Here is a 26,060-nt window from a genome sequence, read left to right as displayed (position 1 = left end):
TAGTGCTGCGGGGCCGCTTTAGGAGTCCTGATCGACCGTGACAAAGTCGATGAGGTGTTCAACGCACCCCAAGAGCGCTGGCTCAAGGTCACCGAAGTTGGTGACCTTCGACAGAATGAACTGCCACGCCCGAGCAATGTCGGCTTGGTCTTCGTGCGGCCAGCCGAATGCTTCGCAGATGCCGTGCTTCCACTCGATCGTGCGCGGCACCGATGGCCAGGCAGCAATTCCGAGGCTTTGTGGCTTCACGGCCTGCCACACATCGACGAATGGATGCCCGACCACGAGCGCGTACTGGCCGTACTTGCCGCGCCCCACGGCATCCGCAATTCGACTCTCCTTCGAGCCAGGAACAAGGTGATCGACCAAGATTCCCAACTTGCGGTCGGAGGTGGGTGCAAAGTCGGCGACGATCTTCTCGAGGTCGTTGATACCGCCCAAGAATTCGACGACAACGCCTTCGGCGCGCAGGTCATCACCCCACACTTTTTCGACGAGTTCCGCATCGTGGCGGCCTTCGACATAGATGCGACTCGCGAGCGCGGTGCGGGCACGCTGCTCGGGGGCCGCAAACGACCCTGAGGCTGTTTTGCGGGCGGCGGGAGCCTTCGGCGCGGGCTTGACGAGCTCTACCGCCACGCCGTCGATGAGGTAGCCGCTGCCGAGAGGAAACGCTCGCGCACTGCCGCGACGGTCTTCGAGTTCCATGAGCCCGTTCGCAAAACCAACGAGGGCACCCACGTAACCGTCAGCGATTACCTCGACGACCATCCCGGATTCGATCGGAACCTTCGGGAGCACTGCTGGCCCGCGTTTGATCGAGAAGTCAGCGAGAACGTCGTGGGAATAGCGGTCGTCAGTCACCGATCGAGGTTAAGCGGTGCCGCCGAGTTGCTGGCGGAGGCGCGACGGGAGCTCGCAAGGTTCGTCGACGGTTGCGCGAAGGTGGCTGCCGGGCGTTGGGCATGCTCTCGCCAGAGCGCGATGCCCACGGCGGAAGAAACACCGATTCCGGAACCGATAGCCGCGAGCAGAATGTCAACGACATCCGCGTAGCCGACGGGCATCCACACCGTCTGGGCGGCTTCGAGCCACGCTGCGGCAACGATGCTGAAGGCGAGTGCTGCCCACCAACGGCGACGACCGAACATTCCAACCAAGAAAATACCAACGGGGATAAACGCAACGGTGGTCCAGATCCAGAAGCGACCGTTACTGCCCGGAGCGATCACGAAAGCGAGACTCGCCAGGGCGGCGAAGTAGAGCGCTGCGGCTAACGCAACGGCAAATCTCGATCGGAACATACCAGCCATTGTCACAAGCGCATCTTTGCGCCAGTTGTGAGAAGGGTGGAAGCAGGATGTGAACAGCGCCATTTATGGCAACGATTCGGTAACTGCGCTCCCCTAGCGAGCCGCGAGCCGCTCCACTTCACGCGCAATTGGCGGCAACACCCGACGCATGTAACGCCCCCACCACAGGCGAATGATCAGCCACACGATCCAGCTTCGCCCCGGCTTCGCGAAGAAGGTATAGCACCAGCGGATGCGCGAACCGGTCGAACGGTCATCGAACCGCCATTCTGCTCGCGCCCCCGAAACGAGCAGGCCAAAAAGCTTCTGGAAGTCGCTGAGTTCGTAAGCAAAAAGTTCGGGAGAATCCGCGTTGGTAATCGTCTCAACCACGTGACCACCATCCGAGAGCACTAATCGTCGGGTGTGACCGACAGCATCCCACGTTCCGGACTGCTCGAGCACAGTGACGACCGCCGGCAAGGGGCCGAAGCGAGGATAGAACTGCGCAGGGTCAAGCGGTCCCGAGTAGTCGTAGGCCTGGCGGGCGCTCGCTCGTGTGCGGGCCTGCGCGGTTGCGGTCACCCCACGACGGCCGGTGCTGGTCATGCTGACTCCCACGATCCCGGGCCGGACGAACCCGCCTCGTACTCCTCCAAAGGAACCTGATTAGTGCGGAATGCCTCGAGCACGGGAGCGACAATTCGCCAGCACTGTTCAGCGACATCTCCGCGCACCGACAACACTGGATCCCCCTCAACGAGAGATGCAATCACTTCGCCGTAGGCACTCATGGCCGGGGCGCCGAGGGTGGTCGTGAGTTGCGTGCGGTCGAGCGTGAACGGATCGCCAGCGCCATTCACGATGAGATCGAGTTCGAGAGTTGCCGGCTTGATTGAAATAGTGAGCTTCGCGGGATCTTCGCTGCCCGTGAGGCCGTAGGGAAGGTGCGGAACCGGCGCGAAGGTAATCACGATATCTTGACGGGCATTGCCGATGGCCTTGCCCGAGCGCAACACAAACGGCACACCAGCCCAACGCCAGTTATCGATCTCAAACGTGACCTCAGCCAGAGTCTCCGTGCCGAAATCAGGGTTCACGCCCTTCTCGTCACCGTACGAGGGAAGGCTGCGGTCGCCGATCGTGCCCGCGGTGTAGCGCGCACGGCGAGCGCACGTGCCGTCGATACTCTGCACGCGCGTTGCTCGCAGCACCTGAGCCATCGACCCCCGCAAGTCTTCTGAGCTCACGCTCGCCGGTGGTTCCATCGCAGTAAGCGCCATCACCAACAGCAAGTGGCTTTGGATCATGTCGACCACAGCGCCGGCGCGGTCGTAATAGCCAGCCCGACCTTCGAGCGCGAGCGCCTCATCAAAAATTAGCTCGACCTTTGCCACATTAGGTGCGGCCAAGAGCGGCTCGAAGACACGGTTAGCGAACCGCAAACCGATAAGGTTCAGCACCGTCGACTTGCCCAAGAAATGATCAACCCGGAAGACCTGCTGTTCTGGCACGATCGTCTGCAACACGCGGTTCAGATCACGAGCGCTGGCCTCATCGCTTCCGAAGGGCTTCTCAAGGGCAAGCACAATCCCCTCGGGCAAATCAATGGTCGCCAACACCGAAACAACCTGATGGGCGACCGCCGGAGGCAAGGCGAAATACAACGCCACACGGCCGGTAGCCGACTCGATCACGTCGCGCACTTGTTGCGCGTCAGTGACGTCGGCCTGCACGTAGTGCGCTGCACTGGCCACGGCGTCAGCAGCGGGCGAAGCCTGAGCCGCAAACGATGTCGCGACGCGCTTCTGCCAGGCCGCGTCATCCATTTCTTGACGATCCACGCCGATGAGAGTGAGTTTTTGCGCTTCGCCACCGCCCAGATATGACGCAAGGCCGGGCAAGAGTAAGCGCGACGTGAGGTCTCCGCCTGCTCCGAGGATGATCAGTGTTTCAATCCGTGCCGTCATCATGCACTCTCTGCTCGATACTGCTGAAACTCGAACGACTACTTTTCGTGGCTGCCAGTATCCCCATCGACGCTCGGTGCTTGCTGAGTCGGAACGGCGGTCGCGGATGCCGTAGCTGTGACACCAGCAAATGTGGATGCTGATCCACGACGCGACCATGCCATCCACCACCAGACCAGGGCGCCGACAATGGCGGAGCCGAGGATACCGACGACGGGGCCGAGAAGAACCGTGCCGCCAACAGCAGAGTCGGTGACATTCGCCGCGATCGTGAGATAGGCCACAAAGAGGGGGACATCGAGCAGCGCAACAATGCCGAGGGACTGGAAGGTGACCTGCCACGGTTTGCGAACGCCGCCGCGCTTGAGCAAGAACATGCTCGCAAATGCAGCGAGCGCCACCAAGAGAAGCGCGACGATGGCGACCACGATAATCACGGTGCCGATCACACTGCCCGCACCGCTCACCACGTCACGCACCGCCGGCACATCGCCAAAGAGACCGCTCACTCCCGCTGCTGTGCCACCGACGAGCAGAGTGAGTCCCCCGCCGAGGGCGACGAAGCCGAGCATGAGCCAACCCACAGCGAAGAAGGCGTGGGCAACCGCTCCCGCAACAAGAGAATGGCCCCGCTGTGCACTGGTTAGCTGCGCTTTTTGCATGGTTCGACGTTAGCGCAGCGGTGCGACGAACGTGGAAAATCGGCGCAATCGAGTGCACAACGTGAGAATCAGTCTTGACACCAAAACGCGGGTGATTTGGGCGCTTCGCAGGACAAGCGGGTGTGAGAGTCGCTACGGTTTGGAATATGAAATCGTGGAGGGACGCGCTCAACGCCGAGCAGCAGGCTGACGTTGATCGAATTCTCGACTCTGCGCTCAATGTGGCACGAAGCCATTTGGGCCATGCGAGTGAGTTCATGACGTTCGCGCTGATGACGGATGGCAGCGGCCGGGTGCTTGAAATGACTGCTGACGAAGCATTGAAGAAGAAGCACCTAGATGCCGAGAAACTGATTGCGCAAACCGTGACTCAGTTGCGCCAGATGGCGGCCATTTCTCGCTGCAGCGCCATCGTCTCGAACACGAGAATTGCGTCGCTCAAGTCTGACGCCATTGAAGTGAGAGTCGAGCACAAAGCGGGCGCAGCGCTCATGGTTTTGCTCCCGTATACGCGAGCCAGATTCACAGGTGCCCTGACTTTCGGCGATCTCAAGCTGTATTCGCACACCGCTGAAGTCTGGGTATAACCAGAGAAATTTCGCCAGCCGCGGAAGTATTTTGAGGCCGCGTGCGTTACTAGAGGCATGAACAAGCGAATTGTCGCGGTCATTGTTGCTCTTGCCGTCGTTGTTATTGCAGCAGTCTGGATCGTCTCAGCCCAGAACTCGAACGACTCTAGCGAGTCGCCTGCCGCTAACAGCGCAGCTCAAAGTTCGGAGAGCTCAAGCGACTCCGGCGCCGAGACCGACGACGCTGTTGCCATCGAGAACGATGGCGGCGGTGACTACGTCGACTACAGCCCCTCGGCCATTGCGGATGCCGATGGTCGCGTCATCCTGTTCTTCCACGCCACGTGGTGCCCCCAGTGCGTCTCCGCCGACGGCGACATCAAGGCTTCGGGCGTTCCCTCTGGAATCACGATCGTGAAGGTCGACTACGACACCAACCAGGATCTCCGCGCCGAATACGGCGTTACCCAGCAGACCACGTTCGTTGAGGTCGATGCCAACGGCGAAAAGGTACAAGACAACTTTGTTGCGACCGTCGAACCCACGTTGAACGCGGTTCTCACCGCCCTCGGCTAGGCCCCGATGCTCAGCCTGATTCTGCTCTCGTTTGTGGCGGGAGTTCTGACGGTTGCTGCGCCCTGCGTGCTGCCACTGTTGCCGGTCATCGTGGGTGGCTCGATCGCGCGCACCAGTAGTGACTCCACGGTGGCTGAACGCCAGTGGTTCCGCCCTGTGGTTATCGCGGTGAGCCTCGCAGGGTCGGTGATCATCTTCACCCTGCTGCTCAAAGCAACGACAGCTCTGCTGGGAATCCCGCAGCTGGTGTGGCAGATCATTGCCGGCGGCATCCTCATCATCTTCGGACTCACGCTGGTGTTCCCGGCGCTGTGGGAACGATTCATGCTCGCCACCGGCATCCAGAACCGGGCGAACGCTGTCATGAACCGCTCGTATTCGCGCGGCGGTCTTGGCGGAGATGTGATGCTCGGTGCAGCACTCGGCCCGACCTTCAGCAGCTGCTCCCCCACCTATGCGCTCATCTTGGCCACAGTGTTGCCGGTCTCGTTCGCAGAGGGCCTGCTCTACATCGTGGTGTATGCCATCGGCCTCGCCGTCGCACTGCTCATGATCGCGTTTCTCGGTCAGGCATTCGCTCGCAAACTCGGCTGGCTCGCCAACCCCAACGGTGTCTTCAAGCGCGTGATCGGCATCATTCTGCTAGTGGTTGGTCTCGCGGTAATTCTGGGCCTCGACAAGCAGTTCCAGAGCTACGTGCTCGAGCAGGGCTGGTACGACCCGATTCAACGGTTCGAAGAGAGCATTACCGGCTAGTCGCTCGGAGAGTAGGCTTCGGTGACCGTTATCGACCGGAGGTTGTCATGGTTCCCGAAATTAACTACATCGCCGTCATTCTTGCGACGCTATCGAGCATGATCGTCGGCACCATCTGGTATTCCCCGCGCGTATTTGGTAACTACTGGATGAAAGCGGCCAACGTCACCCCCAGCGGCAACACCGCGGATGCCGTTCGACCAATTGTGGTCACGGTCATCGTGAGTTTCTTTACGGCCTGGATTCTTGCCGGCGCCGCGTTCATCGCCTCTGACTTCTACGGCGGAAGCTTCTTTCTCAACACGGTCTTGACCAGCATCGTGTTGTGGGGCGGATTCACCGCGGCACGTTTCATCACTCACGACCAGTTCGATGGGCGCCCCAACGGCCTCACCGTGTTGAATGTGAGCCACGAGTTCGTGACGATTGTGGTTATGGCGATCATCATCGGGGTGTGGCCGGCGTAGCCCTTGCCCACACCGCAGCGGCTACCACGCGCGCTGCAGCCCGCTAAATCAGCTGAATAGCCACCTGAACCGTGTCACCGAGCTCTAGACCCTCAGCGCGGCGCACAGCGGCTTTCGCGGGGAGGAAGAAGCTGTCTTCCACGCTGCTGTTGGGAAAGATCGACGTCGTCCACGTGGTGGAGCCAATAGTGACCTCTACCGCGACGGCACCGAACCCCCGCGGCGGTGACGGGATCTCTTTAACGTCGGCTCCGACATCCGGCGGCACCTGCACAAAATAGACGCTCGGCTTCGACGACCACGGCGTGATCTCAGACGTGAACTCGAACTCGGGCTTCATACTTTGAGCGTACTCGACAGTCTGCAGTCGCGATATTGACGAGCTACTGGCGAGTTACTGCTCGACGGACTTCACAAAGGCGACCGTCGAGTCGAATGCAGAGCGAGCATCCTCAAAATCAAGGTGGAACTGGTACTCGTGCGGCAACTGCGCGGCGTGATCGTCCGCGTAAAACACACGTGTGGTGTCGACCCCGAGAGTGTCGAGGGCGTCAGCGAAGGCCACCGACTGCGAGGGGGTGAGCGGATCAGCGTTGCCACCGGAGATCCACGTGCTCGGAAAGTCAGCCGTTACATCGTCAATGACCGACATCTCGTCGCCACCGGGCTGATCAGACCAGTCCTTGTCGCCGATGTACGCCCACAACGCGATGCGGAAACCCCAACCGCCAAGCCCCGGAGCATTAGGGATGCCGCTGACGTCATAGATGCCGCAATTGAGAATGACTCCGCTCAGTTGGTCAGCGCTCAGGGTTGGTGTGAGCCCGAGCGTCGTCGCATAGCTGGGGTTCGTGATGGCCGTGGCGAGTTGGGCGCTGAGTTGAGAACCAGCAGAGTCTCCCGCGAACACAATGTTGTCGGGATCGATCTGCAGGCGCTCAGCATTGTCAACGAGATAGCCCATCGCCTCGTTCAGCTGAGTGAGCGCAGTGGGGTAGATCGCATCGGGCGCCACCGTGTAGTTCACCGCGACAACAGTGAATCCCTCGGCGGCCAGATTGCGGGCGTAGGGGGTGATGTTCGACTTGTCGCCCGAGATCCAGGCACCACCGTGAATCCAGACGACAGTCGCGAGGGGGCCGGATGACGCGGCGGGAGAATAGACATCGAGCGAGGTCTCCGCGCCCGCATCGCCGTACACCTCATCCAGCGTCGCGGTGAGGGGAACAGTCGTGGCGTGGCCTTCCATCTCGGCGACAACCTTGGAGGCATCGGCCTCGAACATCGCCCGGATGAGCAGTGCTGCGGGCCAGGGGCTCAGCGTCCAGACGAGAGCAGCAGCAATACCGAGAGACAAAGCGACTAAGCCGATCTGACTCGAGCGACGTTTAATCCAGGGACGTGGCTCGGTTGTGCGGCTCATATCTCCAGCGTAGGGGGCGTGCTGAAGCTGGCGGCGCGAAACGGTCTACCCCGTTCGGGGCGGGATTGTGCGGTTGTGCTGGCTGGCAGTGCGGGCCTCAACCGGCACGGGAGTTAAAAAACTCGACCGGTAGCCTGAGCTACCGGTCGAGCATGTCAGAGGGCATCATCATGGGGTGCCCTTAGCCTTTGACCACCTGAGTGGTGATTGAGGTGGGGTTCGCGAACAGGTCGAGTACGGGGCAGTGGGCGTCGACTGCGTCACGCAACTCGTCGTAACGTTCCTGCGACTCTGGACCGGTGATGGTCGCGAAGAGACGGATGGCGCCGAAGCCGTTGCGCACGTTCTCGTCGATTCCGAAGAGGCCGCGAACATCGAGGTCACCCTCAGCCTTGACCGAGATGTCATCTACTTGGATGTCTAGCGCCTGAGCGTAGAGACGGAAGACGACTACCTGACAGGCGATCAGCGCGCCAAGAGCAATCTCAACGGGGCTGGCGGCAACATCATCCCCGGCGAGTCCCTCGGGCTCGTCGATGTGGAAGACATGCTTTCCTGCCTTGAGTACGGTGCCGACAGAGCCGACCCCCTTGCCGGTGACGGCGTACGTGAGTTCGGCTGCGGCTGGCTTGGCAGCAATTCGCGAGTTCCAGGCAGCGCCGGCAGCGGTGAGTCGGGCTGCACGGTCGGCAGCGAGATCAATGGTCGTGGTTTCATTCGTGAGAAGTGTCATGCGGCGACGGTAATCGCAATCCGCGGCGGTCGCGAGAGCACGCCGTAACAGACCGAAACAGTGCTTAACAAAGAGATTTATTACGTGCGAACGCGCAGTGCGACCGGCACGGAAGCAATAGCCACGACTGCGGCGAGACCGAGCGCAGCGACGAAGCCCGCCCCGTCCACGAGCCCGCCGACGGCAGCGAAGACGAGACCGCTGAAGGCGATCGCAATGGCGCCACCAGCGGCATCCGAAATCGACAGCGCAGCACTATTGAAACCCTGGTCTCGAGCGCTGGAATGGCTGAGCACGAGGGTGGAGAGCCGCGGGAACGTGATGCCCATACCGGCGCCCGCGACGAGCCACCCCACTGCAGCCACCCACAGCGAGAGCATGAAATAGGCAGTGATGAACTGGGTAGCGATGCCGACGCTGAGCAAGAGCGCGCCCGCAACAACGACCTGGCCGTGAGAAATGGATTCGGGAAGTCGCCCCTGCAGCGCTGAGCCCACCGCCCACGAGACCGCGCCGACGGTGAGGATGAGACCGGCCGCCCAGGCGGGCAGACCGTAACGTTCGTTCAGCAGGTAAGGCAGGTAGACCTCGGTCGAGAAGAAGGCAGCAGCGAAGAAGCCGCGCAACACGATCGTGGCGGGCAGTCCGCGGCGGAAGCTCAACGAACCTGTCGGCAGCAATGGCCGCAGCGCAATGATGACGATCACGAACGCTCCCCCGGCCAGCGGCCACGCGAGCGCCCCGTCGCGTTCACCACCGAGACTGATGCCCATCACCGCCAGGGCCGCAACGATCGCCCACACCACAGCGCGGCCGCCCGACGACTTCTCGGCGGGCACCACCGGCTGACTCATCAGGATGCGAATCGCAGGCAAAATCGCGGATGCCGCCGCCAGCACCAGAAACACGACACCAAAGAACACCCAGTGCCAACTGATCTGCTCAGCAACGACACCCGCAAGAGGTGGGCCGATCAACGAGGGCAACACCCACGCGGAAGCGAAGAGCCCAAAGATTTTCGGATGCAGCGCCGCCGGATATAACCGTGCGACAACCACATAGAGCGAAACGATGAGGGCTCCGGAGCCGAGGCCCTGCAGAAAGCGCCCGGCGATGAAAATGCCCATCGTTCCGGCGAAGCCTGCCGCCAGCAGCCCCAGGGTGAAAACCACCATTGCGGCGATCAACGGCTTGGCTGGCCCCGTGCGATCAGACCATTGACCAGCAAGCACCATTCCGATCACGCTCGCTGCCAGCGTGCTGGAAAACGCGACCGAATAGAGCGCTTGGCCATTCAGATCACGACTGATCGTCGGCATGATCGTAGTAACCGCGAGCGTTTCAAAAGCGCCCAAGAAGATCAGGGCGAACGCCCCGATCGTTGTCCATCGCAGGTGCGCAGAAAAAATGCTCGTGGGTACAGAAATGGGGCCAGTGGTTGCGCCCACGGGGATGTTGCGTGTCATGGTGTTGAGCTCTTCAGTAGTACGAAGCTACTGCAGACGGAACGGATGGTTCCTCGTCGGTGCGGCGGATAATCACGCGCTCACACTGGCGGCTGCGGTGCCATTCCAGTGTATGCCGCCCGCGCTCCAAATCAAACAAATTTGACTAAGTTTGGATGCGGGCGCGACTGTGCATGCGACTAAGAAATCTCGACGACCGTGCCCTGCCCCAACTCGTCAGCATCGGCATCCGTGACAACCGCAAAAACACCGGTCGGGATGCCGGGAAGGTTCGCCACACGATTGGCCACACCGGTGAGCGTCGACTCGTCGGCACCCGTGATCACGATGACATAAGCGTCGTTGAACACGTCGCCCTCTTCGACAACGAAAATCTCGCCACCCTCTTCGAGCTCGTTCGTGAATTCCACGAGCGATTCGATCCACGGGAACCGCGACTCGCCCTCGGCCGCATTGGCGTCGGGGGTAAGCGGTACGTGGATTTCGACAACGAGTTCAGCAGAATCAGACATGACCACAACGGTACTGCCTGCAGCCGACAAGCGCTGCTCGCGTTATTCGGCGGAAGCGCGCTCCAAGACAAGTTCACGCACGCGAGCGGCGTCAGCCTGACCCTTCATTGCCTTCATGACTGCGCCGATAACTGCGCCGGCAGCCTGAACCTTGCCATCGCGAATCTTCGCAAGAACATCAGGCTGAGCAGCAAGTGCCTCATCGATCGCCGCGATGAGCGGGCCGTCATCCGAGACGAGCTTGAGTCCACGACTCTCGACAACCTCGGCAGGAGCACCTTCGCCCGCAATGACACCCTCGAGAACCTGGCGGGCCAGACTGTCGTTGAGAACACCATCGTTGATGAGCGTGACGAGAGCCGCGACATCCGCGGGGGTAATCAACGAGCTCGGGTCTGCACTCTGGATGTTGGCCAGTCGAGCAATCTCGCCTGTCCACCACTTGCGAGCCTGAGCCGCCGTCGTGCCAGCCTCGATAGTCGCTTCGATTTCGCTGAAGAGGCCCGCGTTATTAACATCGCGGAACTCAAGATCGGTGAAGCCCCAGGCCGCCTGAAGTCGACGACGACGCTCTGCCGGAGGCTCAGGAAGTGCCGCGCGCAGCTCTTCGATCAGTGCGAGCGACGGCTCAACCGGTAAAAGGTCAGGCTCCGGGAAGTAACGGTAGTCATCAGCATCGCTCTTCGGGCGACCAGCGCTCGTGACGCCGGTGTCCTCGTGCCAGTGGCGCGTCTCCTGAGTGATCGTGCCACCCTTCTGAAGAATGGCCGCCTGACGCTGGATTTCGTAACGAACCGCGCGCTCGACGCTGCGCATCGAGTTCACGTTCTTGGTTTCGGTGCGCGTTCCGAGCTTTCCGGAGCCGCGCGGGCTCAACGAAATGTTCGCGTCACAGCGCAAGTTGCCGCGCTCCATGCGCGCCTCGGAGATGCCGAGCGAACGAACGATGTCACGAATAGCCGAAACGTAGGCCTTGCCGACCTCGGGAGCATCCGCTTCGGTGCCCGTGATCATGTGCGTGACGATCTCGACGAGGGGAACGCCAGCACGGTTGTAATCGACGAGCGAATACTCGGCACCCTGGATGCGACCAGTTGCGCCACCCACGTGCGTGAGCTTGCCGGCGTCTTCTTCCATGTGCGCGCGCTCGATCGGAATCGTGATCGTGCGGCCGCTCTCGAGCTCAATGTCGACAGAACCCTCGAACGCGATCGGCTCATCGAACTGGCTGATCTGGTAGTTCTTCGCCAGGTCGGGGTAGAAATAGTTCTTGCGGGCAAAGCGCGAACTCGGCGCAATCTGGCAGCCGAGCGCAAGGCCTAGAGAGATCGAATACTTGATCGCCTCTTCGTTGACGACAGGCAAGCTGCCGGGCAAGCCGAGATCCACCGGAGTGATCATGGTGTTCGGTTCGCCGTGCTCAGCACCGGATGCTGCCGGGTTCGGAGCATCCGAGAACATCTTGGTCTGGGTATTCAACTCGACGTGCACCTCGAAACCGAGCGTCGGCTCAAATAGTTCGAGTGCTTTGTCGTAGTCCATCAATTCAGCTTTAGCCACCAGATGATTGTACGTGGCGCAACGGCACCGTATCGGTACCCGGTTCGAGCGGCGCGGATGCTGGCGCCAAAATTGGTTCATCGTCGTCGCTCGGAATAGCTTCGGCCTCAATCGTGAAGTCGCTGAACTCCTCGGATTTCTCGGAGCGAACGAAGGCGATTCCCGCCAAAATGAGTGCTCCCCCGATGAACTGCATGATCGACAGGTTCTCGCCGATCAGCAACCACGCGTAGATCGCTGCCGTGACAACCTCGAGCAATCCGACGAAAGACGCGAGGCGGGAACCGAGCATTTCGCTCGCCATAATGCTCGTCGAATACGCGATACCGGTCGCGACGATACCCACGATGAGCAGCGGAACCCACCACGGAGCCACAACGCCCAGCACCGTGACATCCACCATCGGCATATCGAACGGCACAATGCCGACGAGGCCGACAAGCCCGAGAATGATGCCTCCGATGAGCAGGCCAGCTGAGGCCAGCGCCACCGCGGGAAGCCCTTCGCTCGTGCGCGCGGCAACGACGTAATACACGGCGGCGCCGATAGCAGCGCAGGCACCGAACATGATTCCGAGTGGATCAAGGGCCCCGGAACCCTCTGGGGAGACCACGAGGATGAGCCCGCCGAGGGCGACGACGGAACCGATGAGCACAACGGCCTTAGGCGTGCGCCGCGACGTGACCCACGAAAAGGCAACCAGCAGCAACGGCGCCATGTATTCGAGAAGAATCGCAATGCCGACTGGGATGCGTTCGATCGCCGCAAAGTAGACCAACTGGGTTCCTGAAACGCCAATGATGGCCATCAGGAGGATGCGACTGCGGGCGTACCACAGGGCGATCCAGCGACCTTTGAGCGCCAGGATCGCGAACGGAGCGAGCACTGCGCCACCGATAAGCACGCGAAGCGTTACGGCGGCAGCTGGGCTCCACCCGGCTTCGAGGACTGGTTTTACGAGCGCTCCGGAGAGCCCAAAACTAGCGGCGGCAACAAGGGCAATAAGCAAACCGAGAGTTGTGGATGAGCGTTTCATGGGCGACTACTTTGAACGAGATTGACGAGTATTTCTGCTGACGCTAGTCTCGAAACAAATAAGGAGTCAAATTGCATTTTGCCCCTGACACCGTGGAGAGTCTCGAGTTTGCCGTTCTGCTCGGAAATACACACGAACTCGCGAGCAGATCGGGCGCCGACGAGCTCTCGACGGCCGATCACGTGCACGCTCTCATCATGCAGTTCCGGTTCAGCGGGCGCATCGACCGCGACACCAACGAAGTCACCGAAGTGCGCGCCGTTCGCGACCGCATCCGTGAGGTCTGGAAGTTGACCCGCGACGATGCCGCCGTCGAAATCAACGCGATGCTCGCCGAAGCAAAGGCGCTGCCCTTCCTAGCGCGGCACGGCGACTTTGATTGGCACCTACACGCCAACGACCCCGAAGCGCCCCTCGCCGAGCGCATTCAGGCCGAAGTCGGCCTTGCGCTCGTCGACGTTGTGCGCTCCGACGCCATGTGGCGCTTACGGCGCTGCCAAGCCCCCGATTGCGAAGGCCTCATGGCCGATCTGTCGCGCAACGGCTCACGCCGGTTCTGCAGCATCCGTTGTGGAAACCGGATGAATCAAATCGCCTACCGCGAGCGGCAAGCCGCAGGCAACTAGCCGAGCGACGGAACCTGACTCGGCAGGGTGTGACCCCACTGCTGCTCAAGCAAACGCTCAAGTGTCGCGCCGACTTCGTAGAGTCGAGCATCGCCGCGAGCCGGAGCCATAATCTGGAAGCCGGTCGGCAGACCATCCTCAGGAGCGAGCCCCATCGGGAGCCCCATTCCTGGGATGCCGGCAAGGTTCGCCGGAATGGTCGTCACATCGTTGAGGTACATCGCCATCGGGTCTTCGAGCTTCTCACCGAGCTTGAACGCGGTGGTGGGCGCTGAGGGCGAGACGAGAACGTCAGCCTTCTCGAAGGCCGCAGCGAAGTCGCGCTGGATGAGTGTGCGAACCTTCTGTGCACTGCCGTAGTACGCGTCGTAGTAACCAGCGCTGAGGGCATAGGTACCGAGGATGATGCGGCGCTTGACTTCGTCACCGAAACCGGCTTCGCGGGTCGCTGCCATCACGTCTTCGACGGTTCCGCCACCCTCGGGCGTGACACGGAGGCCGAAGCGCACCGAGTCAAACTTGGCGAGGTTGCTCGAGGCCTCGGCGGGGAGGATGAGGTAGTACGCCTCGACGGCGTACTCAAAGTGCGGAGCATCCACTTCAACGATCTCGGCACCGAAATCAGTGAGCAACTGCAGTGCCTCGTGGAAGCGCTGCGAGACGCCGGCTTGGAAGCCGGGGCTGTCGAGCTGCTTGATAACACCAACACGAACGCCCTTGAGGCTTTCGGCGGTGGCACCGGCACGAGCGGCAGCAGCAAACGACGGCCACTGCTCGTTGAGCGACGTGGAGTCGCGCGGGTCCCAGCCACCAATGACGTCGTGCAGCAACGCCGAGTCGAGAACGGTGCGCGAGACGGGGCCAACCTGATCGAGCGACGACGCCAACGCGATCGCACCGTAGCGCGATACTCCACCGTAGGTGGGCTTGACGCCAACAGAACCCGTCACGGATGCCGGCTGACGGATCGATCCACCAGTGTCAGAACCGAGAGCAAGCGGAGCTTCAAACGCAGACACTGCCGCGGCCGAACCTCCACCGGAGCCACCGGGGATGCGGTCGAGATCCCACGGGTTGTGAGTCGGACCATACGCCGAGTGCTCGGTTGACGACCCCATGGCGAACTCATCCATGTTGGTCTTGCCGAGCGGAATCAGACCGGCCGCACGCAGCTTCGCAACAGGCGTCGCGTCGTACGGCGGAACCCAGCCCTCAAGAATTTTGGACCCAGCAGTGGTGGGCATATCGATCGTGCACAACACGTCTTTGACCGCAACGGGAACACCGGCGAGCTCGCCAAGCGACTCCCCTGCCGCGCGACGCTCGTCGATGCGCTTGGCGTTGGCCAGAGCATCCGCCGACACATGCAAGAACGCGTGGACCTTGTCATCGACGGCAGCAATGCGGTCGAGGTGCGCCTGGGTTGCTTCAACCGACGACACATCGCCCGAGCTCAGCTTTGTTGCCAAGTCGGATGCCGACATGCGGGTGAGGTCGTTCAGATCTGCCATTACTGCTCTTCTCCCAGAATCGCGCTAACCGCAAAACGTGAACCATCGTGCTCGGGTGCTCCGGCCAGGGCCTGCTCTGTCGTGAGCGTGACACCGGGAACATCGGCACGGAAAACATTGCTCAGCGGAATCGGGTGGCTTGTTGCGGGAACATCGTCGGTAGCGACTTCGCTGACCTTGGCCACAGAATCGACAATTGCGCCGAGCTCGCCAGTGAGCTTCTCGATTTCGTCGGCGGTGAGGGCGATACGGGCGAGCGAGGCGAGGTGCGAAACGACCTCGCTGGTGATCGCACCAGGATTGGTGTCAGTCATGGAGCTCCGAAGATGGGAAACAGACAGGGAACCGTATAAGTGTATTCGGCTTAGCGCGTAGCGAGGAGCGACAAGGCTCGAATCAGCTCTGATCGTGAGCCGTTGAGCCGATTGCTCGCGCTACGACGGAAGCGTCTTCGGGGATGACTAGGTCACCGCGACCGATACACATCAACGCAAAATTACGCATCGCTTCAGAGCCGGGAGTGAAGTACTCATTATGGCCAACAGAGCCAGCCAGTTCTTGCTTCTGCAGCACATCGAAGCCGCCATTCACGCCGAGAGAATGAGCGCCGAAAGTTGCCGTGCCAGGGTCGGCCCCGAAGTAGGAGCTGTTGGGAATCGGATCCCACGCGGCCTCGCCGACAAACACGTTGCCATCGCGCACATTCAAATCAGCGACGGACTCTGCGGGGCTTCCGGGCGAACCCACCATTGCTAAGGCATCAATATCGAAGTCATATTCCGACAACGCCATCATCGCCGCCGTCGTTCCGTACGAGTGTGCGACTACCGAGATGTAGGGCTGATCGGCACCACGTTGCGCCTGCAAACCGAGAATGGCGTTCGCCAGAGTGTCACGCCCCTGTACGGCGTTATCGATCGCCCCCACATTGGTGAGGTTAGGGGTGTCGTAGCCAATCCACGCCACGGTGGCGACCGTTTCGTTGCTCGTGAAGACCGACTGAGAATCAAAGAGCTCAAGCCACGCCTGTTGCTCGGTGTACAGAGTGTTGGCGGCATCCGCCCAAAACGACATCTGCCCCTCAATGGTGAAGAACATGCCCGGCACCAAGAAACTCACGTAGTCGGCGTCGTTCAGGTCGCCAAGCACAATGGCAGCCCGACCCTGCCCCGTGACATCCAAGGTGACCAGAGTGCGTTCGGGGTTAGAACTATCAAAGACCAGAGCCTCCGAAATGGAGGACAACATGCTGAGTTGTTGACGTGCGCTCTGCTGCACGGCACGACCGGCATCCGAATTCGCAACCGAATTGAGCTCGGCGATTGTCTCGTCAAGCACCGTGCGATTGCTGACATCGCGAATCGTGTACGGCACGCCCTCAAGGTTGCCGAGGAGTTGGGGACTCGCTACTTCTAACGCTTCTTGGCGGTCAATCGCGAGGTCGCCCCACCAGAGAGCCACTTCTTGCGCGGGCGGCTGCGCTGAAAGGATCTGTTCCACGGTACCCGGGCGGGCTGCAAGATACTCCGCAATGCCGCTAGTGGGAATGCTCGCGAGGGCTGTCAGAGTACGACCGCTGAACGTGGATGTTCCTACCGCGGAGCCGCTCAACGCCCCAGTGGTGTCGACGACGGGACCCACAAAGGGGGCCGGTGCATCGCTGGTGACAATCGAGCTGAAGTGCACTTCGGGCACGCCAGAGACCTCGGTGGCGGGTAAGCCGACGACCGAGGTAGCTAGAACGAATGCAATTTCAATCAGCAACGACGGGTATTCCCCTCAGGAACATTGACCATGTGCCATCCCCGCACACGAACACGTTCAGGCAATCCTAAGGCAATCGCGCCCTGTTCGGGGGTAAACCAAAGGCATTACTGTCGTTTTGCATAGTTTTAAATAGCTTCAGGGCCACCTTTGAGCAGACGAGCGAATTGTGCAGCGTCGAGCACCGGGATACCCAATTGCTCCGCCTTGGTGAGCTTGGAACCGGCACCCGGCCCGGCGGCAACATAGTCAGTCTTTTTGCTCACACTGGAGGCCGCTTTAGCGCCCGCCGCGATGATCGCCTCTTGTGCGCCTTCACGAGTGAATCCATCGAGGCTGCCCGTCGCAACGATGGTCAATCCGGCAAGAATCCCGTCGTTGGACTGAGCGGCGCCGGGGCCGGCATGACCGGGAGTTGACCATTGCACACCCGCATCTGTCCACCGCTGCACGATCTCTTGGTGCCAATCGACCTCGAACCAGTCCCCCACAGAATCAGCGATGATTCCGCCCACGCCATCTACGGCGGCAAGTTCTTCTCGCGTGGCCTCGCGGATGGCGGTGAGCGAGCCGAAGTAGTCGGCGAGAGCACGCGCGGCGACCGGACCGACATGGCGGATGCTGAGGCTCACCAGGAGTCGCCAGAGGGGTTTGGTTTTCGCTTCCTGAAGATTGGCGATGAGTTTTATCGCGTTGCTCGACGGCACCCAATCGGGTGTTCCAGAAAATTCGGTCGCGTCGGCATCGAACTCGGGGTCAGCGTCTTTGCCCGTGAACTTGCGTGCACGCCGGAACGGAGTGACGAGTCGCTCGGAGCCGTCGTCGTTGACGAGCACCTCCCCCGTCTCGGAGTCACGCACTGCAACGACAATCGGAAAGATATCTTCCACCGTGAGATCGAATAACCCCGCCTCGTTGATCAGCGGAGGAATCTCGGGTTCGCGGGGCTGGGTCAGGGCACGAGCAATTACCTCACCCAACACCTCGATATCGAGCCCGCCCCGACTGCCGGCGTGTTCGATACGACCTCGCACTTGAGCGGGGCAACTGCTGGCATTCGGGCACCGCAAGTCAATATCGCCCTCTTTCATCGCCCGTAGCGGCGTTCCACATTCTGGGCAATTCGCGGGCATGACAAAGGCGTACTCGCTGCCATCCCGCAGTTCTTCGACTGGGCCAAGAATCTCGGGGATCACATCGCCCGCTTTGCGCAGCACAACGGTGTCGCCGATGAGCACACCCTTGCGCTTGACGACATCCTGATTGTGCAGTGTTGCCTGCCGCACGACAGACCCGGCAACGAGCGCCGGCTCCATGACCGCATACGGTGTTGCGCGACCGGTGCGCCCCACTCCCACCACGATGTCGAGCAGCTTCGTGTTCACTTGCTCGGGCGGATATTTGTAGGCGATCGCCCACCGCGGCGCGCGAGAGGTAGCGCCGAGCTCGTCGTGAAGTGCAAGCTCATCGACCTTGATCACAATGCCGTCGATCTCATGCTCAACGCTGTCCCGGTGTTCGCCGTAGTAGCGAATGAATTCTTCTACTTCGCCCGCCGTCGGCACTACTCGAAAATACTTGCTCGTCGGCAGGCCCCAACCGGAAAGAACACCGTAGATCTCGCTCTGGGTGCGAATGGGCTCGTGGCCCTCACGCTCACCATTCCACGCGCCGATGCCGTGCACGAGCATCCGCAACGACGACAATCGCCGACGCATGTGGGCAAGCTTCTCTTCAGATTTGCCCTGAGACTTTTGACGAAGCGACCCCGCCGCAGCGTTGCGCGGGTTCGCAAAAACCTTCTCACTAATGCGAGCCTGTTCGGCATTCAGCTCGCGGAACAGCTCGAGCGGAATGAACACCTCTCCACGCACTTCAACGATGGGCGGATGCCCGGTGCCCGCCAGTCGCTGCGGAATGCCTTCCACGCGCACAATGTTTTCGGTCACGTCTTCGCCCACGCGACCGTCGCCCCGGGTGGCGGCACTGACGAGCACACCATCGATGTAGCGCAAGTTGATCGCCAGCCCATCGATCTTGAGCTCGCACAAGAAGTCGACGTCGCGCGCAGAATCGCGCTGCACCTTCGCGGCCCATTCAGCGAACTCTTCGAGCGAGAAGACGTTGTCGAGACTCAGCATGCGTTCGGCGTGCTCAACGGGATCGAAGAGGGTGGCTGCCTTACCGCCAACGCGCAGGGTCGGGCTGTCTTGGCCCTGGAGTTCAGGATGCAGGGTCTCAAGTTTCTCGAGCCCCTGAATTAGACCGTCATACTCGGCGTCATCGACCAGCACTTCGTCGCGCACGTAGTACGCATCACGTAGTTCAAGGATGCGCGTGGTGAGGCTTTCTGCCTCGTGCCGCGCCTCGGCGAGCGACGGATCGGTTGTCTCAACGACCTGGTCGTCGGACGAGTGGGAGGAACCTGAGTTCTCGGTGCTAGTAGCCACGCCTCAAGTGTAAACAGCGGCACTGACTTCTGAGTGTGCAACCATGCCGACTCCGCAGGAGAGCCGACCGAGGGGCCAATCGAGGAGTGTTAGACCCCGACCGGAACCGCAGAAACGGTGCGTGCGATTGTGCACTGGCCCAGCACTCGCGTGCCAACGTAAAGAACCGCAGTCTGGCCGGGCGAGACACCAATGAGCGGCTCGTGGGGCCGCACGATGAGCTCGGGACCCTTCGCATCGCCGACGTTGTCGACGCCCTCGGTTGCCGGGGCAATCCGAGCGGTGGCCGGCATCGGGTCGGAGTGTGCGCGCACTTGAACATGGCACTCAAAGCTTGCACCGGGTTCGCCGATGAAACCCGAGGCGAGCGGATCAAGCCCAGCCCACGAAAACTTGGTGCCGGCGACTTCGGAGAGGGCAAGAGCTTCGCGGGGCCCGACAACGACCTCGTTGGTCTTGGGACGGATCTCCAACACGAAACGGGGCTTGCCGTCATCCGTGGGATAACCGACGTTGAGGCCCTTGCGCTGGCCGATCGTGAACGCGACAGCGCCCTCGTGCTTGCCGAGAACCTCGCCATTGCGGTCGAGAATTTCGCCCTGCTCTGCGCCAACCTTGTCGGCCAACCAGCCGCGAGTGTTGCCATCAGGGATAAAGCAAATGTCGTGAGAATCAGGCTTGTTCGCTACCGAGAAACCACGCTCTGCGGCCTCAGCACGAATCTCTGCCTTCGACGGCGTAGACCCGAGCGGGAACATGCTGTGCGCGAGCTGCTCGGTCGTGAGCACACCAAGAACGTAGGACTGGTCTTTCGCCCAGGCCGCAGCGCGGTGAAGCTCACGGTTGCCGTTGTCATCTTCAACGATGTTGGCGTAATGGCCGGTAGCGACAGCGTCAAACCCTAGGGCGACAGCCTTCTCGAGGAGAGCCGCGAACTTGATGCGCTCGTTGCAGCGCATGCAGGGGTTCGGAGTGCGTCCGGCCGAATACTCGGCGATGAAGTCATCGACGACATCGAGCTTGAAGCGCTCGGAGAAGTCCCAGACGTAATACGGGATGCCAATCATGTTGGCGGCCCGCTGGGCATCCATGGAATCTTCAATCGTGCAGCAACCGCGGGCACCGGTGCGCAGGGTTCCTGGCTGCCGGCTCAGCGCCAAATGCACCCCAACAACCTCATGCCCTGCCTCGACTGCACGCGCGGCAGCAACCGCGGAGTCCACTCCGCCACTCATCGCCGCTAAAACCTTCATACATCAAGTGTACGAGACGAGTTGCTGGGCAAGTTCTTACTGCGGGATGTCGGTGAGTGTCTTTTCGACGCCAGCGAGGCGCTGTTCAACGGCATCCAGGCGCTGAATGAGCACCTGATTGGCTTCGAGCGTCTGCTCGGCGAGCGCCCGATAATCGCCGCCCGCGTGCGCATCTGCGACGTATTTGGCCGTTTCGGCCCTCTTGTTGACCGCGTTGGTGATCACGCCCGCGATGATTCCCGTGACGGCAATGATTGCGATCCAAAACCAGAGGCTATAGAAGATTTCCATTATGTTCCTTCGTGAGAATTGCTGTTGTCGGATGGAGTTGCATCGTCGACGGCGATGTCAGGTGCCGCACTCGTCGCCGCAGTTTTCGCCACTGCCCTCGCGAGCAGAGCCGGCGTAACGGTGACGCGAAAGGGAACCACTTCGAAGAGCTTCAGCGCTTTGCCGTCGTCGCTCAGCTCGTGATGGCCGGCGACAAAACCCGCTTCCTCAAGCTTGGCGAGGTGCATGTAAAGCAAGGGGCGGGACATTCCGACGCGACGAGCGAGCTCGCTCACGTGCTTCTGGCCGCTCGACAGCTCGGCCAGAATGCGCATGCGTTGCGGATTAGCCACCGCGGCCAACCACGCTCCGAGCTCTTCAGAATTCACAAGAATCCTTTCACCTGTAATAAAAAACTTACACATAGATGATGGCGAGGTCAAGACTGACGGTGCGCGGCACCGCACGAGCAGAAAGTTGCCCTAACGACCGAGCACAGTCAGGCGGTCCGAATAGCCGGCACCTCGCGCCCGCTCCACCGCGTGCGGCAAAGCCGCAACGAACTGAGCAACCTCGTCAGCCGTCGTGGACTCTCCGAGCGAGATCCTCAAAGCACCGCGAGCAGTGGGCTCGTCGAGACCCATCGCGAGCAAAACATGACTCGCTTCTGGCACCCCTGCCTGACAAGCGGAACCCGTCGAAACGCTGAAACCTGCGACATCCAATAGGAACAAGAGAGAGTCCCCCTCGCAACCCGGGAACGTGAAGTGCGCATTGCCAGGGAGCCGATCGTGCGGATCGCCCCGCAGCACAGCCTCGGGCACTGCTGAGCAAACTCCGGCGATAAGAGAATCGCGCAGCGCCGTGAGCCGAGTTGCCTGCTCTGCCAGATCGGCTGTGGCCTCCCGCGCTGCTGCCGCAAAAGCAACCGCCCCCGGAGCATCCATCGTGCCGGAGCGTGCGCGCTGCTGACTTCCGCCATGAATGAGCGGAGTCACGGATGCCGAACGAGCGATCACGAGCGCGCCGACGCCGACCGGTCCCCCGATCTTGTGTGCCGAAACGCTGAGCGCAGCAACACCAGCAGCATGAAAGTCGATCGGAACGTAACCGAGCGCGGATACCGCGTCGACGTGCACGGGAACCCCATGGGCCTTGGCAAGCGCTGCAATTTCGGCAACCGGCTGGAGGGTACCGACTTCGTTGTTGGCCCAGAGCATCGAGACAAGAGCAACGTCGTCGGCGAGCGCCTCGCGCACATAGCCCACGTCGATGCGACCGACAGCGTCGACGGGAATCCAGTCGAGTACTGCGCCCTCGTGAGCGCTCATCCACTCCACAGCATCGATAGTGGCGTGATGTTCGGCCTGGGCAACCAAGATTCGGCGGCGTTGGACGCCACCAGAATTACGGGCCCAGTACAGCCCCTTGATGCCAAGGTTAATTGCTTCTGTTCCGCCAGAAGTAAAGGTGATTTCAACCGAGTCTGCGCTCACACTCGCGGCCACGGCCTCGCGCGCCTCTTCGAGCATGCGTTTGGCCGCTTGCCCCTGGGAGTGAATTGACGAAGGGTTACCGACGACCGGCAATGCGTGCGCAAACGCCTGAACCACAGCCGGGCGCATGGGCGTTGTCGCCGCATAGTCAAGATAGATCGTCACCGTAACTCCGCTACTCCCCCACAGAATCCATCCGGATGTCTGTGTGTCATTACTCTAGATTGCATGCACTCTCGCTTCGACCCCGCTTCTACTCGCCTGAACGCAGGAGCCCGCTAATGGCGCTCGGTACTCCGGCAACCGTGGCGCTCGACGCGCTCGGCATCTCCTTCACCTCGCACCCCTATGCGCACGATGCGGGCACGACTGAATACGGTGTAGAAGCGGCCACGGTACTCGGCGTTGACCCCGAGCAAGTGTTCAAGACATTGATGACGATGGTGGATGACGAGATGGTCGTAGCTGTAGTGCCTGTCTCCGGAAAATTGGACCTCAAAGCACTCGCCACCGTTGTGGGCGGAAAGAAGGCCAGCATGGCTGATCCCACGGTCGCGCAACGCCGCACTGGTTACGTACTCGGAGGAATCAGTCCGCTTGGCCAGCGAATAACGCACCGCACGGTGATTGACGAAACCGTTGAACTCTTCGACACCGTTTTTGTCAGCGGCGGTACGCGCGGTTGTGACATTGAACTCGCGCCGAGTGACCTCATCCGCGCTGCTGCGGCAATTACCGCTCCCATCGCACGCGGCTAACACACAGCGTGCGGAATTGACGCGCCGCGTGCGATTGTCGCGCCGCGTGCGCGATTAGCGTGTTTCGCGCAGCAACTAGGCGCCCCGACTGAACGCCACCCGCCCTAGTAGAGCAGCAGTGTCAAACGGCGACGCGCATCGGCCACACGAGGATCTTCAGCGCCCGCAATTTCGAAGTAGTCGAGCATTCGAGTGCGGATAGCGCTCTTGCCGTCGGCGTCAGCCGAAGGAAAGAGTTCGAGCAAACGATCGAAGGCATCACCGAGGTGGCCGCCAGAGACATCGAGGTCGGCAACCGCCAACTGAGCGTCAACATTGAGGGGATCTTGGGCTGCTGCGCTGCGCACAGAGTCAACCGTGTGCCCGTCAAGGCGCAACAACAATGACACCTGAGCAAGCCCAGCGACTGCTTGCTGATCGCGCGGGTTCTGAGTAATGGCTGACTGGTACGCGGCAATCGCTGCGGGATAGTCGCCAGCCGAAATGGCATCAAACGCTTCCTGATGAAGCGGCGGCAGCGGCTCTTCCACTGGTTCCTCTTCAGCTGCGCCAGACTCCTCGGGGGCCGGCAACGTGCCGGTCACCTTGTTCTCTGCTGCCAACTGCAACACCTGCTCGAGCACCTCTTTGAGGTCGTTCTCGGGCATGATGCCGCTGAAGAGTTGCACAGGACGCCCCCCGATAACCGCGGCTACCGTGGGAACCTCTTGCACTTGGAAGGCCTGCACCAGTTGCGGGTTGCTCGTGGCATCCACCACAACTAGCGCGAAACGGCCCTTGTACTGCGCGATTGCGGGCTCAAGAGCTGGCTCGATGCCCTGCCCATAGAACTCGACGATCACGGGAACCGTGTTTGACAGCTCAAGGACTTGCGTGAACGAAGCGTCGTTCGCGCTGGTGGCAAAACCACTGGGCTGTGGCGCTTCTCCCGCCGTCGTGGCGCCGGCACCCTCGCCGGCCGCGGGGGCGGGCGTGTTGTGCTGGCGAACGAGGGATGAGAGATCCACTGCGCCGCGAAGGCTAGCGGCATTCAGGGGGGCGTTAGTCATTTCAACTCCGATGCTGCAACAAGTCCTTGGGTGTAGCCAAGCAGGATGATCTTCTCATCGCTGCCCGCTGCTGGGACATAAAAGAGTAACTGATCCCCGTAGGTAGATTTGATTCCCTCTTCGGTAATCGAGATGCCGGAGAGAGCCTTCGTCTGACCGCTAAAGGTCACAGCAGACCCTTCTTCCTTGGGCGCTGCGACCTTGGTCTCATAAAGATGCACGGCAACAATTGCGCCCGCATCGATCGTCGCCATCGCGATCGGATCCGCCGAACCAAGCTCGTGACCATAGGTCAGAGTGGCCGTGCTGGAAAGGGCGGCCTTCTCCTTTTTCTTCACGGCAAGACCGACGCTCACACGAAGGCTGTCGCCCTCAGCTTCGAAGTCGAGGTAGGAGTCGCTTTCGACATCCTGCTCAAGAATCTCTGCATAGTTGAGAGCAACCTCGGTGGGTGAAGAACGCAAAAGACCGCTATCGGCGGGCAGGCGCGAGGTACCCACGCTGGCTGCCGCGACATCCGGGAACACCACGGAGGGTTCAAGGTTCATGGCGTAGCTGACCTTGTAATTGTCGCGAGGGGTTTCCTGCTCCAAGAACAATGCAATCGGAGCGACCGTTGAATCAGTCTCATCGAGGATGATCGTGAAGACCGTGCGCGGCCAGGACTCAGTCTGTTGCGGCAACGTCAGCTGCACGGGGCCATCCGGAATCGCGACCGGGAGCGCAATCGAATCGTCTGCTTTGCGCATCTTGTAGTTCGCAAGACGATATTCCAGCGCAGCTTCCGCGAAGCGTGTCTCGATGAGATCCGTGTCGCGCTCTTCATCGGCCTCTTGGGAGACCGCGCTGATCTGCGCAACGATCTTCTCAATCTGACGCACGGATACCGCGGGAGTTGCCGCGGTTCCTGCCGCAGAGGTGGAGGTCGCAGTAGGACTCGGGACGCTCTCATCGGCTGCGGAGTTCGGCGTGCTCGAGGTCGTGCATCCGCTCAACACGAGAACGCTCACCAGAACGGTCGGCACTGCGAAGCGAACGCTCGTGCGCAAAGTGGTGCTTTCGCTCGTCTTGGAACCACGCTTAGAAGGCTTGTAGCGAGCCTTTTTGGGAACCTTAGGCATCTTTTGCGGCTTGCGACGAGGGCCGCCAGCACGACGCATGTGGTGCACAGCCCACATCAAGAAGATCAGGCCGAGCAGCAACACGGCAGCACCACCGAGGATGAGCGGACCAGCCCAGGGTGTGGTGTTGTCGAGCGGCCACGAGATCGATACCGCGTTTGGTGCGGGCTCGATGCCATCAGCGGCCACGATGAATGACACATCGCTCGGAATCTTCACGGTGAGAGCGAGCTCGTCCTCAGCCTCGTAGCTCTCGAGCCATAGGTCAGAGGTGTAGGGGTCGGGAACCTCTTGTTCTGTGCCGCTGATGCTCTCAGTGGCGAGGTCTCCCGTTTCGGCGTCGAGAGTGACCATGTTGTAGCTGGCCTCACCTACCCACGCGAGCACGTCGGTGGTGCGACCGTAGGCAGCGACGATGCGACGATCGCCTTCGATGCGGATCGTCTGGTTGCCCGAGTACTCATTGAATGCTTCACCACTGACCACGGTGAGAGGCGCGGCGCCGCTGGTTTCTGCGGAAACCGAGATTTGATCTGGGGTCGCAAGAATGGTCTGCTGTGCAATGCCGTAGCCGATGAGTCCGGCTGCGAGCATGAAGCTAACTATGGCGAGAACGAATCTCACTATCTCTCCTTTCGTGTTGCCCAGGATTACTCGCCGTGCGAGGGCCCTAGCCACACTGGCTGAACCTCGGTCGGACTGGAGGTAAGGGCCCCATCCACGCGGGTAGGCAACAACAA

At 61.0% G+C, this 26,060-nt stretch carries 28 protein-coding genes; 6 read left to right on the top strand and 22 right to left on the bottom strand.

The features are described 5' to 3' along the window. Positions 1-18 precede the first annotated feature (18 nt). From I6E73_RS06330 to I6E73_RS06310, 5 genes are all read right to left on the bottom strand, one after another. A complete protein-coding gene (locus I6E73_RS06330; protein ID WP_197123949.1) occupies positions 19-864 on the bottom strand; it encodes a DUF3097 domain-containing protein in 846 nt (281 codons plus the stop codon). Next, positions 861-1,304, bottom strand: coding sequence for a VanZ family protein (locus I6E73_RS06325; protein ID WP_197123947.1), 444 nt, complete (start codon positions 1,302-1,304; stop codon positions 861-863). Before I6E73_RS06325 ends, I6E73_RS06330 begins: the two co-directional genes overlap by 4 nt. A gap of 102 nt (positions 1,305-1,406) precedes the next feature. Beyond that, positions 1,407-1,901 carry an SRPBCC family protein gene (locus I6E73_RS06320; RefSeq protein ID WP_197123945.1) on the bottom strand — a complete coding sequence of 165 codons (495 nt, stop codon included), beginning with the start codon at positions 1,899-1,901 and terminating at the stop codon, positions 1,407-1,409. After that, entirely contained in the window at positions 1,898-3,265 is a 1,368-nt protein-coding gene (locus I6E73_RS06315; protein WP_307784238.1) for a glucose-6-phosphate dehydrogenase, read from the bottom strand. The genes I6E73_RS06320 and I6E73_RS06315 overlap by 4 nt, the downstream gene beginning before the upstream one ends. 35 nt (positions 3,266-3,300) lie before the next feature. Further along, positions 3,301-3,924 (bottom strand): hypothetical protein, encoded by a 624-nt coding sequence (locus I6E73_RS06310; protein WP_197123943.1) that lies wholly within the window; start codon positions 3,922-3,924, stop codon positions 3,301-3,303. A gap of 146 nt (positions 3,925-4,070) precedes the next feature. Here I6E73_RS06310 and I6E73_RS06305 point away from each other — a divergent pair, with 146 nt between their 5' ends. The 4 genes from I6E73_RS06305 to I6E73_RS06290 are packed head-to-tail and all read left to right on the top strand — an operon-like array spanning position 4,071 to position 6,292. Continuing rightward, the gene (locus tag I6E73_RS06305) at positions 4,071-4,511 is read left to right on the top strand and encodes a hypothetical protein (RefSeq protein ID WP_197123941.1); all 441 of its coding nucleotides are present in this window, start codon (positions 4,071-4,073) and stop codon (positions 4,509-4,511) included. Positions 4,512-4,568: 57 nt separating this feature from the next. Then, positions 4,569-5,069 carry a thioredoxin family protein gene (locus I6E73_RS06300; protein ID WP_197123939.1) on the top strand — a complete coding sequence of 167 codons (501 nt, stop codon included), beginning with the start codon at positions 4,569-4,571 and terminating at the stop codon, positions 5,067-5,069. 6 nt (positions 5,070-5,075) lie between these two features. After that, the gene (locus I6E73_RS06295) at positions 5,076-5,825 is read left to right on the top strand and encodes a cytochrome c biogenesis CcdA family protein (protein WP_197123936.1); all 750 of its coding nucleotides are present in this window, start codon (positions 5,076-5,078) and stop codon (positions 5,823-5,825) included. A 47-nt stretch (positions 5,826-5,872) separates the two neighbouring features. Next, on the top strand, positions 5,873-6,292 hold the full coding sequence (locus tag I6E73_RS06290; protein WP_197106008.1) for a DUF1761 domain-containing protein: 420 nt from the start codon (positions 5,873-5,875) through the stop codon (positions 6,290-6,292). A gap of 43 nt (positions 6,293-6,335) precedes the next feature. Here the strand turns inward: I6E73_RS06290 and I6E73_RS06285 are convergent, their stop codons facing one another. From I6E73_RS06285 to I6E73_RS06255, 7 genes are all read right to left on the bottom strand, one after another. After that, positions 6,336-6,632 carry a DUF1905 domain-containing protein gene (locus I6E73_RS06285; protein ID WP_197123934.1) on the bottom strand — a complete coding sequence of 99 codons (297 nt, stop codon included), beginning with the start codon at positions 6,630-6,632 and terminating at the stop codon, positions 6,336-6,338. Between the two features lie 54 nt (positions 6,633-6,686). Then, positions 6,687-7,715, bottom strand: coding sequence for an alpha/beta hydrolase (locus I6E73_RS06280; protein ID WP_197123932.1), 1,029 nt, complete (start codon positions 7,713-7,715; stop codon positions 6,687-6,689). A gap of 181 nt (positions 7,716-7,896) precedes the next feature. After that, complete coding sequence (locus I6E73_RS06275; protein WP_197106011.1) at positions 7,897-8,448, bottom strand: OsmC family protein; 552 nt, start codon at positions 8,446-8,448, stop codon at positions 7,897-7,899. An 80-nt stretch (positions 8,449-8,528) separates the two neighbouring features. Beyond that, positions 8,529-9,914 (bottom strand): MFS transporter, encoded by a 1,386-nt coding sequence (locus I6E73_RS06270; protein WP_197123930.1) that lies wholly within the window; start codon positions 9,912-9,914, stop codon positions 8,529-8,531. A gap of 179 nt (positions 9,915-10,093) precedes the next feature. After that, on the bottom strand, positions 10,094-10,426 hold the full coding sequence (locus tag I6E73_RS06265) for a glutamyl-tRNA amidotransferase (RefSeq protein WP_231599668.1): 333 nt from the start codon (positions 10,424-10,426) through the stop codon (positions 10,094-10,096). Positions 10,427-10,468: 42 nt separating this feature from the next. Continuing rightward, positions 10,469-11,986 (bottom strand): Asp-tRNA(Asn)/Glu-tRNA(Gln) amidotransferase subunit GatB, encoded by a 1,518-nt coding sequence (gene gatB / locus I6E73_RS06260; RefSeq protein ID WP_197123928.1) that lies wholly within the window; start codon positions 11,984-11,986, stop codon positions 10,469-10,471. Beyond that, the gene (locus tag I6E73_RS06255) at positions 11,979-13,022 is read right to left on the bottom strand and encodes a DMT family transporter (RefSeq protein WP_197123926.1); all 1,044 of its coding nucleotides are present in this window, start codon (positions 13,020-13,022) and stop codon (positions 11,979-11,981) included. The genes gatB and I6E73_RS06255 overlap by 8 nt, the downstream gene beginning before the upstream one ends. Before the next feature lie 71 nt (positions 13,023-13,093). Between I6E73_RS06255 and I6E73_RS06250 the strand changes: the two genes are divergently transcribed. After that, on the top strand, positions 13,094-13,648 hold the full coding sequence (locus I6E73_RS06250) for a CGNR zinc finger domain-containing protein (RefSeq protein WP_197123924.1): 555 nt from the start codon (positions 13,094-13,096) through the stop codon (positions 13,646-13,648). Here the strand turns inward: I6E73_RS06250 and gatA are convergent. From gatA to I6E73_RS06210, 8 genes are all read right to left on the bottom strand, one after another. After that, positions 13,645-15,150 (bottom strand): Asp-tRNA(Asn)/Glu-tRNA(Gln) amidotransferase subunit GatA, encoded by a 1,506-nt coding sequence (gatA, locus tag I6E73_RS06245; protein WP_197125177.1) that lies wholly within the window; start codon positions 15,148-15,150, stop codon positions 13,645-13,647. The genes I6E73_RS06250 and gatA overlap by 4 nt on opposite strands. Before the next feature lie 8 nt (positions 15,151-15,158). Beyond that, positions 15,159-15,473, bottom strand: coding sequence for an Asp-tRNA(Asn)/Glu-tRNA(Gln) amidotransferase subunit GatC (gatC, locus tag I6E73_RS06240; RefSeq protein ID WP_197106017.1), 315 nt, complete (start codon positions 15,471-15,473; stop codon positions 15,159-15,161). Between the two features lie 82 nt (positions 15,474-15,555). After that, on the bottom strand, positions 15,556-16,923 hold the full coding sequence (locus I6E73_RS06235) for an alpha/beta hydrolase (RefSeq protein ID WP_197123922.1): 1,368 nt from the start codon (positions 16,921-16,923) through the stop codon (positions 15,556-15,558). Between the two features lie 128 nt (positions 16,924-17,051). Next, positions 17,052-19,373, bottom strand: a complete 2,322-nt coding sequence (gene ligA, locus I6E73_RS06230; RefSeq protein ID WP_197123920.1) for an NAD-dependent DNA ligase LigA — start codon at positions 19,371-19,373, stop codon at positions 17,052-17,054. Positions 19,374-19,462: 89 nt separating this feature from the next. Next, positions 19,463-20,626, bottom strand: a complete 1,164-nt coding sequence (gene mnmA / locus I6E73_RS06225; protein ID WP_197123918.1) for a tRNA 2-thiouridine(34) synthase MnmA — start codon at positions 20,624-20,626, stop codon at positions 19,463-19,465. Between the two features lie 36 nt (positions 20,627-20,662). Further along, positions 20,663-20,917, bottom strand: a complete 255-nt coding sequence (locus tag I6E73_RS06220; RefSeq protein ID WP_197123916.1) for a hypothetical protein — start codon at positions 20,915-20,917, stop codon at positions 20,663-20,665. Next, complete coding sequence (locus I6E73_RS06215) at positions 20,917-21,285, bottom strand: ArsR family transcriptional regulator (RefSeq protein WP_307783841.1); 369 nt, start codon at positions 21,283-21,285, stop codon at positions 20,917-20,919. The genes I6E73_RS06220 and I6E73_RS06215 overlap by 1 nt, the downstream gene beginning before the upstream one ends. A 93-nt stretch (positions 21,286-21,378) precedes the next feature. After that, a complete protein-coding gene (locus I6E73_RS06210; protein ID WP_197123914.1) occupies positions 21,379-22,557 on the bottom strand; it encodes a cysteine desulfurase family protein in 1,179 nt (392 codons plus the stop codon). A gap of 116 nt (positions 22,558-22,673) precedes the next feature. Between I6E73_RS06210 and ybaK the strand changes: the two genes are divergently transcribed. After that, on the top strand, positions 22,674-23,150 hold the full coding sequence (gene ybaK, locus I6E73_RS06205) for a Cys-tRNA(Pro) deacylase (RefSeq protein ID WP_197123912.1): 477 nt from the start codon (positions 22,674-22,676) through the stop codon (positions 23,148-23,150). A 104-nt stretch (positions 23,151-23,254) separates the two neighbouring features. Here ybaK and I6E73_RS06200 read toward each other — a convergent pair whose 3' ends face one another. Continuing rightward, the gene (locus tag I6E73_RS06200) at positions 23,255-24,199 is read right to left on the bottom strand and encodes a tetratricopeptide repeat protein (RefSeq protein WP_197123903.1); all 945 of its coding nucleotides are present in this window, start codon (positions 24,197-24,199) and stop codon (positions 23,255-23,257) included. After that, positions 24,196-25,944 (bottom strand): hypothetical protein, encoded by a 1,749-nt coding sequence (locus I6E73_RS06195; protein ID WP_307784237.1) that lies wholly within the window; start codon positions 25,942-25,944, stop codon positions 24,196-24,198. The genes I6E73_RS06200 and I6E73_RS06195 overlap by 4 nt, the downstream gene beginning before the upstream one ends. Positions 25,945-26,060: the final 116 nt, after the last annotated feature.

This window comes from Salinibacterium sp. SWN248 (assembly GCF_015864575.1).
GTDB lineage: Bacteria > Actinomycetota > Actinomycetes > Actinomycetales > Microbacteriaceae > Rhodoglobus.
The sequence above is the reverse complement of the archived record's forward strand: the minus strand, read 5'-3'. Positions and strand labels throughout refer to the sequence as shown.